15 protein-coding genes and 1 pseudogene are annotated in these 15,295 nt (G+C 59.4%); 8 read left to right on the top strand and 8 right to left on the bottom strand.

The window, feature by feature from the left end; all coding sequences use genetic code 11:
* Positions 1-59: 59 nt before the first annotated feature.
* Together R0140_RS15615 and R0140_RS15610 are read left to right on the top strand one after the other, a co-directional pair.
* Positions 60-930, top strand: a pseudogene (locus tag R0140_RS15615) (MBL fold metallo-hydrolase).
* Positions 923-1,834 carry an NmrA/HSCARG family protein gene (locus R0140_RS15610; RefSeq protein WP_032735410.1) on the top strand — a complete coding sequence of 304 codons (912 nt, stop codon included), beginning with the start codon at positions 923-925 and terminating at the stop codon, positions 1,832-1,834. Before R0140_RS15615 ends, R0140_RS15610 begins: the two are co-directional and overlap by 8 nt.
* 56 nt (positions 1,835-1,890) lie before the next feature.
* Here R0140_RS15610 and R0140_RS15605 read toward each other — a convergent pair whose 3' ends face one another.
* Positions 1,891-2,439, bottom strand: a complete 549-nt coding sequence (locus R0140_RS15605) for a TetR/AcrR family transcriptional regulator (protein ID WP_023297494.1) — start codon at positions 2,437-2,439, stop codon at positions 1,891-1,893.
* Between the two features lie 88 nt (positions 2,440-2,527).
* Here R0140_RS15605 and R0140_RS15600 point away from each other — a divergent pair, with 88 nt between their 5' ends.
* On the top strand, positions 2,528-3,562 hold the full coding sequence (locus R0140_RS15600; protein ID WP_032735411.1) for an NADP-dependent oxidoreductase: 1,035 nt from the start codon (positions 2,528-2,530) through the stop codon (positions 3,560-3,562).
* A gap of 46 nt (positions 3,563-3,608) precedes the next feature.
* Here the strand turns inward: R0140_RS15600 and R0140_RS15595 are convergent, their stop codons facing one another.
* Entirely contained in the window at positions 3,609-4,784 is a 1,176-nt protein-coding gene (locus R0140_RS15595) for an aminotransferase class I/II-fold pyridoxal phosphate-dependent enzyme (protein WP_032735412.1), read from the bottom strand.
* A gap of 220 nt (positions 4,785-5,004) precedes the next feature.
* On the opposite strand from R0140_RS15595, the gene R0140_RS15590 reads away from it, so the two are divergent.
* Genes R0140_RS15590 through R0140_RS15580 form a run of 3 tightly spaced genes read left to right on the top strand, consistent with a single transcriptional unit; the run spans position 5,005 to position 7,494 of the window.
* Complete coding sequence (locus R0140_RS15590) at positions 5,005-5,811, top strand: MetQ/NlpA family ABC transporter substrate-binding protein (protein ID WP_008805161.1); 807 nt, start codon at positions 5,005-5,007, stop codon at positions 5,809-5,811.
* An 8-nt stretch (positions 5,812-5,819) separates the two neighbouring features.
* Positions 5,820-6,833 carry a methionine ABC transporter ATP-binding protein gene (locus R0140_RS15585; RefSeq protein ID WP_155007203.1) on the top strand — a complete coding sequence of 338 codons (1,014 nt, stop codon included), beginning with the start codon at positions 5,820-5,822 and terminating at the stop codon, positions 6,831-6,833.
* Positions 6,826-7,494, top strand: coding sequence for a methionine ABC transporter permease (locus R0140_RS15580; protein ID WP_004892563.1), 669 nt, complete (start codon positions 6,826-6,828; stop codon positions 7,492-7,494). The genes R0140_RS15585 and R0140_RS15580 overlap by 8 nt, the downstream gene beginning before the upstream one ends.
* Positions 7,495-7,538: 44 nt before the next feature.
* Here R0140_RS15580 and R0140_RS15575 read toward each other — a convergent pair whose 3' ends face one another.
* The 3 genes from R0140_RS15575 to R0140_RS15565 all read right to left on the bottom strand — a co-directional run bounded on the left by R0140_RS15575 (position 7,539) and on the right by R0140_RS15565 (position 10,121).
* A complete protein-coding gene (locus tag R0140_RS15575) occupies positions 7,539-8,738 on the bottom strand; it encodes an amino acid aminotransferase (protein ID WP_032754191.1) in 1,200 nt (399 codons plus the stop codon).
* A gap of 38 nt (positions 8,739-8,776) precedes the next feature.
* Positions 8,777-9,391: a YitT family protein gene (locus R0140_RS15570; protein WP_002902402.1), complete on the bottom strand. Its 615-nt coding sequence runs from the start codon at positions 9,389-9,391 to the stop codon at positions 8,777-8,779.
* 250 nt (positions 9,392-9,641) lie between these two features.
* Positions 9,642-10,121 (bottom strand): Lrp/AsnC family transcriptional regulator, encoded by a 480-nt coding sequence (locus tag R0140_RS15565; protein WP_008805158.1) that lies wholly within the window; start codon positions 10,119-10,121, stop codon positions 9,642-9,644.
* Between the two features lie 334 nt (positions 10,122-10,455).
* Between R0140_RS15565 and R0140_RS15560 the strand changes: the two genes are divergently transcribed.
* Both R0140_RS15560 and R0140_RS15555 read left to right on the top strand, forming a co-directional pair.
* The gene (locus tag R0140_RS15560; RefSeq protein ID WP_063106125.1) at positions 10,456-11,832 is read left to right on the top strand and encodes an amino acid permease; all 1,377 of its coding nucleotides are present in this window, start codon (positions 10,456-10,458) and stop codon (positions 11,830-11,832) included.
* Between the two features lie 235 nt (positions 11,833-12,067).
* Positions 12,068-12,817, top strand: a complete 750-nt coding sequence (locus R0140_RS15555) for a hypothetical protein (protein ID WP_032754194.1) — start codon at positions 12,068-12,070, stop codon at positions 12,815-12,817.
* 115 nt (positions 12,818-12,932) lie between these two features.
* On the opposite strand, the gene R0140_RS15550 is transcribed toward R0140_RS15555, so the two are convergent.
* The 3 genes from R0140_RS15550 to R0140_RS15540 form a co-directional block, all read right to left on the bottom strand.
* Positions 12,933-13,127: a hypothetical protein gene (locus tag R0140_RS15550; RefSeq protein ID WP_008805155.1), complete on the bottom strand. Its 195-nt coding sequence runs from the start codon at positions 13,125-13,127 to the stop codon at positions 12,933-12,935.
* A 236-nt stretch (positions 13,128-13,363) separates the two neighbouring features.
* On the bottom strand, positions 13,364-14,482 hold the full coding sequence (locus R0140_RS15545) for an oxidoreductase (RefSeq protein ID WP_046878927.1): 1,119 nt from the start codon (positions 14,480-14,482) through the stop codon (positions 13,364-13,366).
* A complete protein-coding gene (locus R0140_RS15540) occupies positions 14,445-15,188 on the bottom strand; it encodes a DeoR/GlpR family DNA-binding transcription regulator (RefSeq protein WP_012541956.1) in 744 nt (247 codons plus the stop codon). The genes R0140_RS15545 and R0140_RS15540 overlap by 38 nt, the downstream gene beginning before the upstream one ends.
* Positions 15,189-15,295: the final 107 nt, after the last annotated feature.

Raw genomic sequence — 15,295 nt, 5'->3', positions numbered from 1 at the left:
CCCGGCAGCATAGTGAATCTCACCCCGATAAATCAACCAGCGCAATGCGCGCGGAGGGTGTGATGCAAACTTACCAGACAGGCGATAGCCTGATTTTCAAAGTGCCGGAGCGCGAGATTACCCTGCAGCCGGCGGCGCTCTATCCACAGGCGTTCCCGGTAGCGGAGGCGGAGGCCGTTATTCAGCCGATTGCGCTGTCAATCCACAGCTGGGTGGTGCCGACTCCCCACGATCTGATTGTTATCGATACCGCCACCGGCAATGGTCGGGAGCGCGGCGGCAATCCACTCTATCATCAACTTAACACGCCGTATCTGGAGAATCTCCGCGCCGCGGGAGTGAACCCGGAGGACGTGACCCTGGTGCTACTGACCCACCTGCATACCGACCATGTCGGATGGAATACCGTCTGGCAGGACGATCGCTGGGTGCCGCTGTTCCCCAACGCCCGCTACCTGTGCTCGGCAAAAGAGCTGACGCGGGTGAAAAACAGCGAACGCTACCGGGCGCTGTGGCTCGACAGCCTGCTGCCGGTGATCGAGGCCGGCCTGCTGGAAACCGTCGATGTGGCGGCCCGGCCGCGGGTCGGCGGGCGGATCGCCTTTGTGCCCACCCCCGGCCACAGTCCGGACCATGCCGCGCTGATCCTCGCCGCCGGAGATGATTACGCCTGTTTCTCCGGCGATCTCCTTCATTCCCCGCTCCAGTTTGCCCATCCGCAGTGGAATTCAGCGTTCTGCGGCGATCCCCGGCAGGCGGAAGCCTCCCGACGGAAGATGATGGCGTGGGGGGCAAGCCATCATGCTCAATGGTTCACCGGGCATTTTGCCGGGTCTTCCTGCGGCTGGCTGGAGGAGGATAAGCAAGGTGACTATCGCTGGCGAGAGGCCGGGCAACAAGTTGCAGATAAGGGGAAACAGTGATGAATAATGCGCAAAGCGTGTTGGTTTTTGGCGCGACCGGTCAGCAGGGCGGCTCGGTGGCGCGGGCGCTGCTGCACCGCGGCTGGCGGGTTCGGGCGCTGGTCAGGGATCCTTTCTCCGCCGGGGCCGCTGCGCTGGCGGCGCGGGGAGCCGAGCTGGTGGTGGGTACCTTTGAAGACCGGGCGGCAATGCGGTCGGCAATGGCCGGGGTCGACGGCGTCTTCAGCGTCCAGCCCAGTTCGCCGGGAGGGACGGTGACCGATGAGCAGGAGGTACGCTACGGGATAACCATCGCCGATCTCGCCGTCGAGTGCGGGGTGAAGCATCTGGTGTACAGCTCCGGCAGCGCGGCGGGGGAGACGCCCACCGGCGTAGCGCATTATGACACCAAAGCGGAAATTGAACGGCATATCCGCCGCCTGCCGCTGGCGGCGACCATCGTGCGTCCCGCCACCTTTATGGAGCTGCTGGTGATGCCCGGTTTTGGCCTTGATGAAGGTCATTTTCACTTTTTTATGCTGCCGGAGGGGAGGATGCAGGTGCTGGCGGTGGAGGATATCGGCCATCTTGTCGCGGCGGTTTTTGCCGCGCCAGCGCGTTTTGCCGGCAAGACGTTTGAGATCGCCAGCGACAGCGTGACCGGCCGTCAGCTGGAGGGGTTATTCTCCGCGGCGGCGGGACGGCCGATCCCCTATTCGCGATTTTCCGATGAGGTGCTGGCTGCCAGTCCTTTTCTGCACAAGCTGACCGGGCTGGTGGACGACGGGCGGCTGGCCGGGCACGCCGACCTCAACGCCCTGCGCCAGCTGCACCCGCAGCTGCACACCTTCGCCGGCTGGCTGGCAGGCCCCGGCCGTCCCGCCTTCGAGCGGGCGCTGACCAGCGGGGCCCGCTGGGCGTTTGATCGTTAAAGGCTGGCGTTCCGGTCACCCGCCAGGCGTGCTGTCTCGTCGGTGACCAGCCGCCGCTAGGCGGCAGTCAGGATCGCGTCGGCCAGCACCGCTAAAATCCGCTCTGCGCGCGGGGCATGGGACGGTTGCTCCCGCAGCCAGGCAAGCGCGGCAATCAGATCGAACAGTTCGTCTCCGCTGAGATCTGGCCGTGCCTGCCCGGCCTGCTGCGCGCGGGTCAGCAGCGACGTACCGGCGGCGCGCAGGGCAACGCAGGCGCTGTGCAGGGCGGACTCAGGATCGTCGATGGCGCTCATCAGCGGGGCGATGATCCCGCGATGCTGATGGGTAAACGCCACGCTCTCGGCCAGCCACTCCAGCAGCGCCGCGGCAGGATCGGCGACGAGCAGAAGCGACTCAGCCCGGGCGGTTAGCGCCGCAAAGCGGCTGCGGAGCAGGGCTTCCAGCAGGCTGTCGCGGTTGGGAAAGTGGCGGTAGAGGGTTCCCATTCCGACGCCCGCCCGGCGGGCGATATCGCGCAGCGAGGCCTCGGCGCCTTGCTCCACAAACACTTCCCGGGCCACGTCGATCAACAGATCATAATTTTTTCTGGCATCAGCTCTCATTGGCGTTCCTTGACAATCGGAGCACTGCTCCATATATTCGGAACAGTGCTCCGTTAAATATAACGCATTTCCATATGAGGAGAAAGCGATGTCGACGCAGATGATGAAGGCTGTTCAACAGCACGCCTTTGGCGGGCCGGAAGTCCTGAGCTATGAGGATGCGCCACTGCCGGTGTTGCAGGCTGGCGAGGTGCTGGTGCAGGTGCACGCGGTGGGCGTGAACCCACCGGACAGCTATCTGCGCGATGGCTATCAACAGCTGCCCCCGGAATGGCGGCCCGAGGTCCGCTTTCCCTTGATCCTCGGGACCGATCTCTCCGGGGTGGTGGTGGCGCGGGCGGATGACGTCCGGGAGGTGGCGGTCGGCGACGACGTGTACGCCATGGCGCGATTTCCTGAAGGGGCGGCAGGGGGCAGCCGCGCTTACGCCGAGTACGTTAGCGTACCGGTCAGCGACCTGGCCCGCAAACCCCTAACCCTGAGCCATCAGCAGGCCGCCGCGGTGCCGATGTCGCTCCTCACCGCCTGGCAGTTCATGATCGATCCCGGGCATGAGGTGGCGAATCCGCTGCAGCCGGGGCCGCATCGGCCGGTGCCGCTGGCGGGTAAACGCGTCCTGGTCAACGGTGCGGCGGGCGGCGTTGGTCATTTCGCCGTACAGCTGGCGAAGTGGCAGGGCGCCGAGGTGATTGCCGTCGCCGCGGGCCGCCATGAAGCCTTTTTACGTCAGCTCGGCGCCGATGCCGTTATCGACTATACGACCACTGCGGTTGAGGAGGCGGTGCGTGACCTGGATCTGGTCATTGATGCGCCGGGCGGGCCGGCCAGCGGCCGTTTTCTGCGTACCCTGCGGCCCGGCGGCGCGCTGTACCCGGTCTTTCCGCTCGGTTTTGCCGGGGCGGAAGAGGCGCGACAGCGCGGAGTGACGGTCTCCACTACCCAGGTACGCTCCAGCGGCGCGCAGCTCGCCCGGCTTGCCGACCTGCTGGACGCCGGGGTCATCCGGGTGGCGATTGACAGCGTTTTCCCCCTTGCGCAGGCGCAGATGGCGCACGAGCGAGCGGTGCAAGGTCGTCTGCAGGGCAAAATTGTGCTGTCGGTGATGGACTCCTCAGCGGAGTAACCCCCGGCGGCCTGGGTTACGTGTTTTCACTTCCCCCGGCGGCGGACTAAAACAGCGCCAGCAGGGCGAGACGGTCCAGCGCGTTGCTCAGCGCGTCGTCGCCTGCCGTGAGGCTGATGCGAATAAACCCTTCACCCCCTTCGCCAAAACCAGTGCCCGGTGCCACCAGAATATGCGCTTCCTGCAGCAGCAGGCGGGCAAACTCCTGCGAACGGTAGCCGGGCGGCACGCCGAGCCAGAGGAAGAAAGTGCCTTGTGCGGCACGCGCCGGCCAGCGCAGCGCAGCCAGTCGACGCAGAACCCACTCCCGACGTTGATGATAGACCGCCGTCAGCTGCGCAATCCGTTCGGCCGGCAGGTTGAGCGCGGCGATCGCCGCATCCTGAATCGCGCCAAACACCGTGCTGTAGCTATGGGTGTGCAGCTTTTTAAACGCCCGGATAATCGAGGCGTTGCCGACCGCGAAGCCGAAGCGCCAGCCGGCCATATTAAAGGTCTTGGAAAAGGTATAGGTTTCCACTCCCCACGCTTTCGCGTCGGGCTGGGAGAAGAGGCTCAGCGGCGCATCGCTGGCCGCGCTGCCGATGGCCGCATAGGCAAAATCATGGAGGATCGGCACCTGGTGACGACGGGCAAATTGCAGAGCGCTGGCGAACAGCGCCGGCGTGGCGAGGGCGCCGGTTGGATTATGCGGGTAGTTAAGCACCACCAGCCCGGCCTTGTCAGCGACCTCCCGGGGGAGGTCGTTAAAATCCGGCAGGAAATGGTTCTCCGCCCTGAGCGGCAGGCCATAAAACGCGGCCTGGGACTGCAGCGCCGCCGAGCGGTAAATTGGATAGCAGGGATCGGTGGAGATCAGATATTGACCGGGGCTGAGCAGCGCCCGCGGGATGCCGCCAATGCCGATATGCGAACCCTGAAACACGGCGACTTCGCTGTGCGGATCGAGTTCCACATCATACTGCCGGCGATAGAACTGGGCGATCGCCTCGCGGACCTGCGGTTTGCCCCAGAACGACGGGTAGCCATGGTTTTCACGACGATGAATGGCGCTCTGCAGCGAGTCAATCACTTCCGGCGGAGTGGGTTGATCCGGACTGCCGCTGGAAAGATCGATCAGCGGCAGCGCTTCGGTGTTGACCTCCGCGGCCAGTTTTTCCAGCAAGCTGAACAGATTCTCTTCCAGCGCGTCCACCAGCGGCGAAGCAGTAAAATCAGGCATAACATTCCCGGTTTAAGTCACGAATAATTAGCCATCTTTAAGGGATTTATTGCGCCTGGCTAAATAACAAAAAACGCAAAGGATTCTTGTTTTTAGGATATGTCGATATAGCAAAAGTTAATGAGGAATTAGCAAAAGGAAATCCGGCGTTCTGGCTTACAACCCACAGTCGGCTGTGATTTAATCGCTCAATATCGCCAACCTTCCAGGAAAATACCTTATGAACAAGTCAGTTGCGCTCGGGATGACTCTCGCCCTGTTGTCGGCCACCTCTTTTTATGCCGCCGCCGATGATCATCTTATTCGCGTCGGCTTTAACCCCGGGCCGTACAAAGAACAATTTGAGAAAGGCGTTGCGCCCTATTTATTGAGTAAAGGATATAAAATCGAATATAAGGATTTCAGCGACGGTATTCAGGTGAATGATGCAGTAGCCCGCGGGGATATCGAAGCGAATATTATGCAGCATCCGGTATATCTGAAAGCAATTAATGAGCGGCTGGGGATCGATAACGTGGGCATTGTGCAGGTCCCCACGCCGCCGATGGGGCTGTACGGCGGTAAACTGACCACCCTGGGCACTCCGGCGGCAGGGACCGTCGTGTCGGTACCGAACCAGCCGTCGAACGAATATCGCGCGGTGCTGGTGTTACAGAGTCTGGGCTGGGTGAAGGTCAAACCGGACAGCGACCCCGCCACTTTTTCGCAGCGCAATATCGTTGACAATCCGTACAAAATTGTCCTTAAAGAGATGGATAATGCCCAGCAGGTTCGCGCTCTGCCGGATGTCGACTATGGCCTGATTCAGGGCAATTTCGCCGTCTCCAGCGGTATGTCTCTGACTTCGGCATTAAAGCTGGAGGCAGCCACCAGCCATTTTATTAATGTTGTGACCGTCGCCGGTAAAAATCAGAAGGCGCAGTTTGCCAAAGATATTATCGATGGCTACCACTCTGCCGATTTCAAAAAATATATTCTCAGCCATCCACAGTATGATGGTTACCTGCTTCCTGATTATTTAAAATGAATAACGCGATGATAGAGTTTCGCCACGTCAGTAAAAGCTTTTTCAGGAAAGGACATCCGGTTCTGGCCTTGCAGGATATTAATCTCAGCATTGAACGAGGCGATATTTTCGGCATTATTGGCTACAGCGGGGCAGGAAAAAGCACCTTATTACGGCTGATTAATCGTCTGGAAACGCCTGGCGAGGGCGAGGTGCTGTTAAACGGCGAGCCGCTACAGGCCTGCAGCGGCCAGCGCCTGCAGGCCATCAAAAAAGATATCGGCATGATCTTTCAGAATTTTAATCTGCTGAATTCGAAAACCGTTTTCCATAACATCGCCATCCCGCTGATTTTACAAGGCCGCGACAAGGCCTTTATCCAGGCGCGGGTGGCGGAACTGCTGGCGTTCGTCGATCTGAGCGACAAAATCCACTGCTACCCTAATGAGCTGTCGGGTGGACAAAAGCAGCGGGTCGGTATTGCCCGGGCGCTCGCCACCAACCCGTCGGTGCTGCTGTGCGATGAAGCCACCTCGGCGCTCGATCCTCACACCACGGTGCAGATCTTACTGCTCTTGCAGGAGATTAATCGCCGCTATGGCATCACCATCGTACTGATCACCCATGAGATGTCGGTGATCCAGAAAATCTGTCACAAGGTGGCGGTGATGCAGGCGGGCCGTATCGTTGAGCAGGGGACGGTTTTCGACCTCTTTGCCCAGCCGCAGCATCCGGTAACGGCCAGTTTCGTGCAGTCGGTGGTGCACGATCGTCTGCCGCAGCGGGTGGCGTCGCTCCTGCAGCGCGATAACGGCGCCCGGGCTATACGCCTCGAATTTATCGGCGCGACGGCGCAGCAGCCGATCATTAACCACCTGATCCGCGAGTATGCTGTCGAGGTGAATATCCTGTTTGCCAGCATGTCTGAAGTTCAGGGCCGGATTCTGGGATGTATGATTGTGCAACTCCTCGGCGAGCCTGACGAAACCGACCGCGCCATCACCCATCTGGCCGATGCAGGAGTGAAAATCACCCATGTTTGATCTTATTGATACCGCCATTACCGGCGATCAGTTTCTGCTGGCGCTGCATGACACGCTGATTATGGTCGCCGTCTCGCTGGGCTTTGGCGCGCTGATCGGCGTACCGTTAGGGATTGTGCTGGTGGTTTGCCGTCCCGGCGGCATCGTGGCCAACCCGGTGGTGCATCAGGCGTTGAATCCGCTGATTAACGTGCTGCGTTCGCTGCCGTTTATCATTTTGCTGATTGTGATCCTGCCCTTTACCCGACTGCTGGTGGGCACCACTATCGGCACCGCGGGGGCCATCGTGCCGCTGATCGTTTTTGTCGCCCCGTACATTGCCCGGCTGGTGGAGAGCTCACTGCTGGAGGTGGATGAGGGGATCCTCGAAGCCGCGGATGCGATGGGCGCGACCCCCCTGCAGACGGTCTGGCATTTTATGCTGCCGGAGGCGGCAGCGTCGCTGATTCTGGCCCTTACCACGGCGACCATCGGCCTGCTTGGTGCGACCGCCATGGCAGGAACGGTGGGCGGCGGCGGAATTGGCGACCTGGCGATCACCTATGGCTATCAGCGCTTCGACGCCTTTGCCACCCTCACCACCGCCCTGGTGCTGATTGTGATTGTCCAGCTCATTCAGACGCTGGGCACCCGCCTGGCTCGCCGACTGCGTCGCGAATAACCGTCGTCCCGCCCCGGGGTAACCGCGGTTCGCGGGACAGCGGCTTAGCGCGTGGAGACCGCGGCAAAGGCATGGGCGACTCGCGCAATATTCCCGTGGTTGAGCCCGGCCACGCAGACCCGACCGCTGGCGATCAGGTAAATGCCGTACTCTTCACGCAGGATGTCCACCTGCCGGGTGCTAAAGCCGGTATAACTGAACATGCCGCGCTGGGTCAGCAGATAGGAAAAATCACCCTCCGGCTGGGCGGCCTGCAGGGCCGTCACCAGCGCGACGCGCATGGCGCTGATGCGGGTGCGCATGGCTTCCACTTCTTCCTGCCACAAGGCGTTCAGCGCGGGAGCGTTGAGCACCTGCGATACCACCTGGGCGCCAAACCCCGGCGGGCTGGAGTAGTTGCGCCGCACGGTGGCTTTCAGCTGGCCCAGCACGCGCCCGGCGATATCGGCATTGTCGCAGACCACTGACAGGCCGCCAACGCGCTCGCCATACAGCGAAAATATCTTGGAAAACGAGTTGCTGACCAGCGCCGTCAGCCCGGCGCTGGCGATGGCGCGAATGGCATAGGCATCCTCGTCCAGTCCGCGGCCGAAGCCCTGGTAGGCGATATCAAGGAATGGGATCAGCTCCCTGCCGATCAGCACCTCAATCACGCGATCCCACTGCTCGCGGGTGAGATCGGCCCCCGTCGGGTTATGGCAGCAAGGGTGAAGCAGCACAATGCTGCGCGGCGGCAGTTGCTGGAGGGAGGCGAGCATAGCGGGGAAATTCACCCCGCGGGTGGCGCTGTCGAACCAGGGATAGGTATGTACCTCAAAGCCGGCGCCGGCAAAGATGGCAACGTGGTTCTCCCAGGTTGGATCGCTGACCCAGACCGCGGAGTCGGGGAAGTAGCGCTTGAGGAAATCAGCGCCCACCTTCAGCGCGCCGGAGCCCCCCAGCGTCTGGATGGTGGCGATGCGTCCGGCACGCAACGCCGGATGATTGTCGCCAAACAGCAGGGTCTGGACCGCACGGCGATAGGGCGCCAGCCCCTCCATCGGCAGATAAAGGCTGGCCTTTTGCTGCTGACTCTGCAGCCGGTCAGCGGCCTGACGGACCGCCTCCAGCTGGGGAATAATGGCCTGCTCGTTATAGTACAGCCCGATGCTGAGGTTAACTTTGTCTGCCCGGGGATCCTGTTGAAAGGCTTCCATCAGCGACAGGATAGGATCGCCCGCATAGGCGTCAACGTTCTGAAACACAGTGGTTACTCCTGAAATGACCGTCAAAGGTGAAGCCATTACACCGCGTAGCGTCCGGGACGGTGGTTCATGGCGATAATCGAATTCAAAATCACGGCGCCGAGGATAGAGACCAGCAGCATCGGCAGGCTTACTACCCACAGCGAGGCGGTGACGATGCAGGCGTCAACCACCATCTGGAATTTACCGGCGCGGATGCCGCTTTTGTCCTGCAGATAGAGGGCCAGAATATTAACGCCGCCGAGGCTCGCTTTATGGCGAAACAGCACCACAAAGCCAATGCCGACCATGATGTTGCCGAAGAGAGTGGCGTAATAGGGGTTCAGGCGATCGACATGGATAAAGTAACCGTGCAGGTCAGAGAACAGGGACACCAGTCCGACCGCGCAGAAGGTTTTCAGCGTGAAGGCGGCGCCCATCCGCCGGACGGAGAGCCAATAGAAAGGCAGGTTAATGACGAAGAAGACCACGCCAAACGGCAGGTGGGTGGCATAGTGGATCAGAAAGGCCATACCTGCCGTTCCGCCGGTCAGGGCGCCGGCCTGGCGAAATAAAATAATGCCAAAGGAGATCATCAGCGTGCCGAACAGCAGCGCCAGGGTATCCTCCAGCCAGGTGTGGGTCAGTTTTTCGGGGGAAAGGATATTATCCATAAATAAGCACTATCTTTTCGTTAACAAGGATAAGTCCTTGTTTGCAAAAATCGCACCAGAGGAGGGGGCCGGGCGATCGTTTGCGGAAAAAACAGGCGCTATTCAGCCTAACGTATTGTTATGCCAAAAAGAGAAAATTGCACGACTCATGCGATTTTCTGCATTACATTGCGCAAACCGTGCAAATTATCACGCTGTGATGCATTGACTAACCCTGCGTTTGCACCAGCGCAGGGCATCATGCCCTGATTCAGCGCAGCGGATCCGGGCCCGGCATCAGCTGGCCATTCTCTTTAAGGCGGTTGAGTATCACCGCGGTTTTCAGGTGGGCGACCCCTTTGTTTTGCGCCAGAATATGGCTGATCAAATGGCTCAGACCGGGCAGGTCCGGGACCGTCACCCGCAGCAGATAATCGGCGTCGCCGGTGGTTTTCCAGGCGTCCAGGATGGCGTCCACTTCACTGAGCATCTGGTGAAAGCTCTCCACGCATTGTGGGGTGTGATTCAGCAAGCGCACTTCTATCAGGCCCAGCATTTCCTGCCCGGCAGCATCCGGCGCCAGCCGCGCATGATAGCCGAGGATAAGCTGCGCCTGTTCAAGGGCGATGCGGCGCCGTGAACACTGGGAGGCGGACAGGCCGATGAGATCGCTCAGTTCCTGATTGGTCAAACGGCCATTGGCCTGCAGCAGGGTGAGAATTTTCAAATCATAGTCGTCGATGTTGTACATGGTGGCCACTAGTGGAACGTCAGAGTGGTTAACAGCCTAACAGCTTTTTGCCCGCCGTGAAGTCTGACGACAGGGCGGCGACGCCGGCGCACCAAAACGGGTCAGCTTTATGCATGAGGAGGCTATTTTTCTCATGATATGTGCGATTTCAGGCGGTTTATTGCGCGTTATGTTTGGCCTGGCGGCGCATGACTCACGCCCCAGAGCAGACGGATAAATAATATTTTAATAAAATTCAATATATTGCTCTTGCTCTTATGGCGGGATGCTGCGCCCTGGCCTGAAAGTTGCTATCGCCGAAGGTGACTTTTTTACAGACAGGGGCAGGTCAGAGATGACAACGCAGCAAGAGCATCAGTTAAAACGTGGGTTAAAAAACCGCCACATCCAGTTGATCGCCCTCGGGGGCGCGGTCGGCACCGGACTGTTTTTAGGTATCGCGCAGACGATCCGTATGGCAGGCCCCTCGGTCCTGCTGGGCTACGCCATCGCCGGAGCGATCGCCTTCTTCATCATGCGACAACTTGGCGAGATGGTGGTAGAGGAGCCGGTGGCGGGGTCGTTCAGCCATTTCGCCAACCGCTACTGGGGGCCTTTCGCCGGGTTTATGTCCGGCTGGAATTACTGGGTGTTGTATGTGCTGGTGAGCATGGCGGAGCTGACGGCGGTGGGGATCTATATTCAGTACTGGTGGCCGGAAGTACCCGCCTGGCTGTCGGCGGCGATCTTCTTCGTGGCGATCAACGCCATCAACCTGACGAATGTCAAAGTGTATGGCGAGCTGGAGTTTTGGTTCTCGATTGTCAAAGTGGCCGCCATCATCAGCATGATCGCCTTTGGCAGCTATCTGTTATTTAGCGGCCACGGCGGCCCGGCGGCGACGGTGGCCAACCTGTGGCAGGACGGGGGATTTTTCCCTAACGGTATCAAGGGCTTAGTAATGGCGATGGCGGTAATCATGTTCTCCTTCGGCGGCCTTGAGCTGGTGGGGATCACCGCGGCGGAAGCCGACGAACCGCATAAAACCATTCCCAAAGCCACCAACCAGGTGATCTACCGTATTCTGCTGTTTTATGTGGGTTCGCTGGCGGTCCTGCTGTCACTCTATCCCTGGCGTAACGTCGTGGAGGGGGGTAGCCCCTTTGTGCTGATCTTTCATGCCATTGACAGCAATATTGTGGCCAACGCTCTCAATCTGGTGGTGCTCACCGCCGCGCTGTCGGTCTACAACAGCTGTGTGTACTGCAACAGCCGGATGCTGTTCGGCCTGGCTCAGCAGGGCAATGCTCCGCGGGCGCTGCTGCGGGTTAACCGCCGGGGGATCCCGTTGACCGCGCTGGCGGTATCTGCCGTCGCCACGGCGCTTTGCGTGGTGATTAACTATGTGATGCCTGGTAAAGCGTTTGGCCTGCTGATGGCGCTGGTGGTGGCGGCCCTGGTGATTAACTGGGCGATGATCTGCATCACCCATCTCAAGTTTCGTCGCGCTATGCAGCGGGCCGGGAAGGTAACGGCCTTCCAAAGCCTCGGCTATCCCCTGACTAACTGGCTGTGCCTGCTGTTTCTCGCCGGGATCCTCGTGGTGATGTATCTGACTCCCGACATCCGCATCTCCGTCTGCCTGATCCCGGTATGGCTGCTGATCCTCGCCGCAGGCTATCTGCTGCGGAAGAAAAGCGCCCCGGCGCTGGTGGCGATGAAAGAAGGTTAATCGCCAACACCCTGCCGGGCGGCAGGGTGATATTCTCATCGTGAAAATAACGTCAATACTTCTAGTGGATTTTATAATTCCTATAAATGATAACCGGACATGTTAATCTGGGAATAGATGACATGAACATGCTTTTTATTGATCTTGCGTGGCGCTTTGGTAATATCCCGACGGCATTCAGGTTTATTTTATAATGCCACCGAATGGAATAGTAAAATACATAATGGAGTATGGGATGAAGCATGTTCATAAACTGGTCTGGATAGGCCTGTTCGTCAATATTATTATCTGTTTTGTCGCGCGAAATTTATTACTCGATGAAGGACAGCTGAACTTTCATCATCGGGCGGACAGCATGTGGTCCTGGCTGGTGCTCGCTCTGTTTATCGCCGTGGTGGTTCAGGCCGTCAGTATTATGTTGTCGGGCCGCTATCCTTATCTGGCCATCGTGCTGGCGTTTATTGGCGGTATCGTGATGGTGCCCGCCAGCATGATCTTTCTGGTTGGCTGTATGTTCAGCTTTCAAACGCGGATTAACGCCGGTTTTACCCCGTGGCGGTCAACAACCGGGACGATGGGCCGCGACGATAATCACCAGCTATTAACCTTTAATGCATCCGGTTTTTATCCGCAGGGGGCGCTGGCGCTCATCGCCGGCATTATTATCTTAATGATTGGCATGGGTATTGGCGGGGTATTCATTGCCGCCGGCATTGTTGCGCTGTGCAATGGCTATCGTCTGCAGAATCGGGTGGTGATTGGCGTGAGCGGCGAGTCGATGATATTTACACCGGGGCTCTATGCCGATACCTACGTTATTCCGTTAGGTGACGTTGTGCTGGCTGAGCGCGGGAATAATGATGCGAAAGTTCGGCTACGGATCCGTTCCAGCGGCAGAAGCTTCACGTTGCGTAAAAAACTGCTCGCCGGTGATGACGTCAATGATGCCTTCGCCGCCATTCTGGCCAAACTGTCCACGGTTTAAGGCCGACGGGGAAGGGAAGCCGCCAGGAGAGAAACACCTGGCGGCGAAAGCGTGGGTTAGCATGCGCGTTCATCGCGCCAGCCTGCACCCACGCCCTACAGCACCAGGTTGCATGTTAATCCACGTTGGTAAAATAATCGCGCGCAGCGGTCTCGACGCGTTTCGCATCCAGCCCGGTCTTCTCAGTGATCTGTTCGATAAACGGTTTAAATTTTTCGTCCATCACGTTACCCCCGTCCCAGTGGGCGACGTAAAATTTGCACTGATAGCGATAAAAATGGAGAGTGGTATCTCCTAACGTGTAGTACATGAGCTTCTCCTGTCCATTAATACGGTCGCGGCGTCCACAGCGTCAGCAACCCTTTTCTCATCACGATCGAACTGCTCTCTATCCTCCTCCCAATTGGCTGAAATTTCCAGCGGTGCTTTGCGCTATAAAGCAGGATAAAGGAGGGTTAGATTGCGGACGAGTAGTGATTTTTTCTGAAATGGATCGGAGGAACCGGTTACCTGCGGGATGCGCAGATAACCGGAGAGCAGGCAGGATTAGCGCAGCGCGTTGCGCTCGTCGTCGGTCAGGTCCAGGGTCTGCACCATGCCGCTTTCTGCAGCGCGCACCGCCGCTTCCAGAACGGCCATTACCGCCAGCGCTTCAACCGGCGGCACCGGATTGGCGATCTGACCCTTCAGCGCGTCGCGGATCTGCATATAGTACTGGCGCTGATCGCCCTGCGGAGTGGCCTGAGAGTGGGTCTGCAGCGAGGCGTCATAGACAACCAGCGCATCGTTATCCTCGCCCCAGCCGGCGCTTCCCGGCGCCACGCCCGCCAGCAACTGGCTCTCCTGCTGGTCGGCCCGCGGTTTGACAACGCTGCCTTTATCGCCGTGCACGGTGAAGCGCGAGGAGCCGCCCGCGACCAGCATGCTGCAGTGCAGGATCGCTTTATGCGCCGGGTAGTTTAATACCACATGCGCCCAGTCGTTGATCTCCGCGCCGTCGCGCAGGGTGGCGATATTGCCTTGTACCGACTGCGGCAAACCAAACAGCTGCAGCGCCTGGTCGATCAGGTGGGGCCCCAGATCGAACCATAAACCACTGCCCGGGACGTTCTGCTCACGCCAGCGGACGCGAACTTCCGGACGGAAGCGGTCAAAATGCGACTCGAAGTGTTTCACCGTGCCAATGGCGCCCTGCTCAATGACCTGACGGATCCCCAGGTAGTCGCTGTCCCAGCGGCGGTTATGGAAGACCGAGAGCAGGCGCTGTTTCTCCTCAGCCAGGGCGATCAGCTCCCGGGCTTCCTGCATATCGAGGGTAAAAGGTTTGTCCACCACCACATGCTTGCCGGCGTTCAGCGCCAGGCGGGCCAGCGGCGCGTGGGTGGCGTTGGGGGAGGCGATGACCACCAGATCGACATCCGGATGCTGAACCGCTGCCTCCGGGGAAGCGATGACCGTGACATCCGGCAGGTCGCGTTTGACTTTCTCTTCATCGCGCGAGGCGACGAACGCCAGATTCAGACCCGGCACTGAACGGATAAGCGGCGCGTGGAAGGTCTTACCGACGAAGCCATAGCCAATCAGGGCGATATTTATTGTGTTGTTACTCATCAGGTTCTCCACGCGGTTAAGCGTCAGCAATGTGTACAGAGAGGGCGGGGTCATCCCCCAGCTCAGCCCAGGGACGATCAAGAAAAAGATGGTGAATATCGCTGAGCCCGGCCACCAGCCACGGCTCGCAATGGTTGACTTTGGTATGGTCTGCCACCAGCCAGTGCTCTGCGCTGGCGGCCAGCATGGCGCGCTTCACGTCAGCATCGGCCTCCTGGCTGGCGCTCAGCCCCAGGCCGGCATGAAGCGCGCAGGCGCCGAGAATGGCGATGTCGGCCCGGTAGCGGGCGACCAGCGACAGCGTAGCGCTGCCGGCGAACAGCCGCTGTTCACTGTCCCACTGGCCGCCAAGCAGGATCAGCTGGATATCGGTACGGTCGCTAAACAGCTGGGCGATATCCAGCGAAGGCGTGATCACGGTCATCGGCCCTTTAAGCTGAGCGGCGACCGCCAGCACCGTACTTCCGGCGTCGAGAAACAGCGTCGAGCCGAGGGGGATGCGCGCGGCGACCTGCTGACCCAGGCGCTGCTTGGTCTGGGGGAGCAGGGCGTTTCGACCCTGGCGCGTCATCGCCGGGACGTTAAGAGCGATGGCGCCGCCGTGGCTTTTCTGCAGGACACCCTGTTTTTCCAGTTCGCTCAGATCCCGGCGAATGGTATCGGCGGAGACCTGGAGCCCTTCGACCAGTTCGCTGATGCTTAGCTGGCCGTTTTCACTCAGCCTGTCGAGGATGTGTTTTTGTCTGGCGAGCTTATGCATGGCAAGCGACTCCGCAAATTAACGCAATAAACAGCATAATACAGCAATGAGTGACAAAATAAACCGCAAAAAAACGCAGTGAGATCGGCAAAACGGGAAGAACTTGA

This window comes from Klebsiella sp. w6 (assembly GCF_033100215.1).
In the GTDB taxonomy this organism is placed as follows: Bacteria; Pseudomonadota; Gammaproteobacteria; order Enterobacterales; family Enterobacteriaceae; genus Klebsiella; species Klebsiella variicola.
Note: the sequence above shows the minus strand (reverse complement) of the source record. Positions and strands in the feature narration are given on the sequence as shown.

Coding starts and splice junctions, on each gene's coding strand:
- R0140_RS15610 (WP_032735410.1), top strand. CDS start 923: ATGAATAATGCGCAAAGCGTGTTGGTTTTTGGCGCGACCGGTCAGCAG.
- R0140_RS15605 (WP_023297494.1), bottom strand. CDS start 2,439: ATGAGAGCTGATGCCAGAAAAAATTATGATCTGTTGATCGACGTGGCC.
- R0140_RS15600 (WP_032735411.1), top strand. CDS start 2,528: ATGTCGACGCAGATGATGAAGGCTGTTCAACAGCACGCCTTTGGCGGG.
- R0140_RS15595 (WP_032735412.1), bottom strand. CDS start 4,784: ATGCCTGATTTTACTGCTTCGCCGCTGGTGGACGCGCTGGAAGAGAAT.
- R0140_RS15590 (WP_008805161.1), top strand. CDS start 5,005: ATGAACAAGTCAGTTGCGCTCGGGATGACTCTCGCCCTGTTGTCGGCC.
- R0140_RS15585 (WP_155007203.1), top strand. CDS start 5,820: ATGATAGAGTTTCGCCACGTCAGTAAAAGCTTTTTCAGGAAAGGACAT.
- R0140_RS15580 (WP_004892563.1), top strand. CDS start 6,826: ATGTTTGATCTTATTGATACCGCCATTACCGGCGATCAGTTTCTGCTG.
- R0140_RS15570 (WP_002902402.1), bottom strand. CDS start 9,391: ATGGATAATATCCTTTCCCCCGAAAAACTGACCCACACCTGGCTGGAG.
- R0140_RS15565 (WP_008805158.1), bottom strand. CDS start 10,121: ATGTACAACATCGACGACTATGATTTGAAAATTCTCACCCTGCTGCAG.
- R0140_RS15560 (WP_063106125.1), top strand. CDS start 10,456: ATGACAACGCAGCAAGAGCATCAGTTAAAACGTGGGTTAAAAAACCGC.
- R0140_RS15555 (WP_032754194.1), top strand. CDS start 12,068: ATGAAGCATGTTCATAAACTGGTCTGGATAGGCCTGTTCGTCAATATT.
- R0140_RS15550 (WP_008805155.1), bottom strand. CDS start 13,127: ATGTACTACACGTTAGGAGATACCACTCTCCATTTTTATCGCTATCAG.
- R0140_RS15545 (WP_046878927.1), bottom strand. CDS start 14,482: ATGACCCCGCCCTCTCTGTACACATTGCTGACGCTTAACCGCGTGGAG.
- R0140_RS15540 (WP_012541956.1), bottom strand. CDS start 15,188: ATGCATAAGCTCGCCAGACAAAAACACATCCTCGACAGGCTGAGTGAA.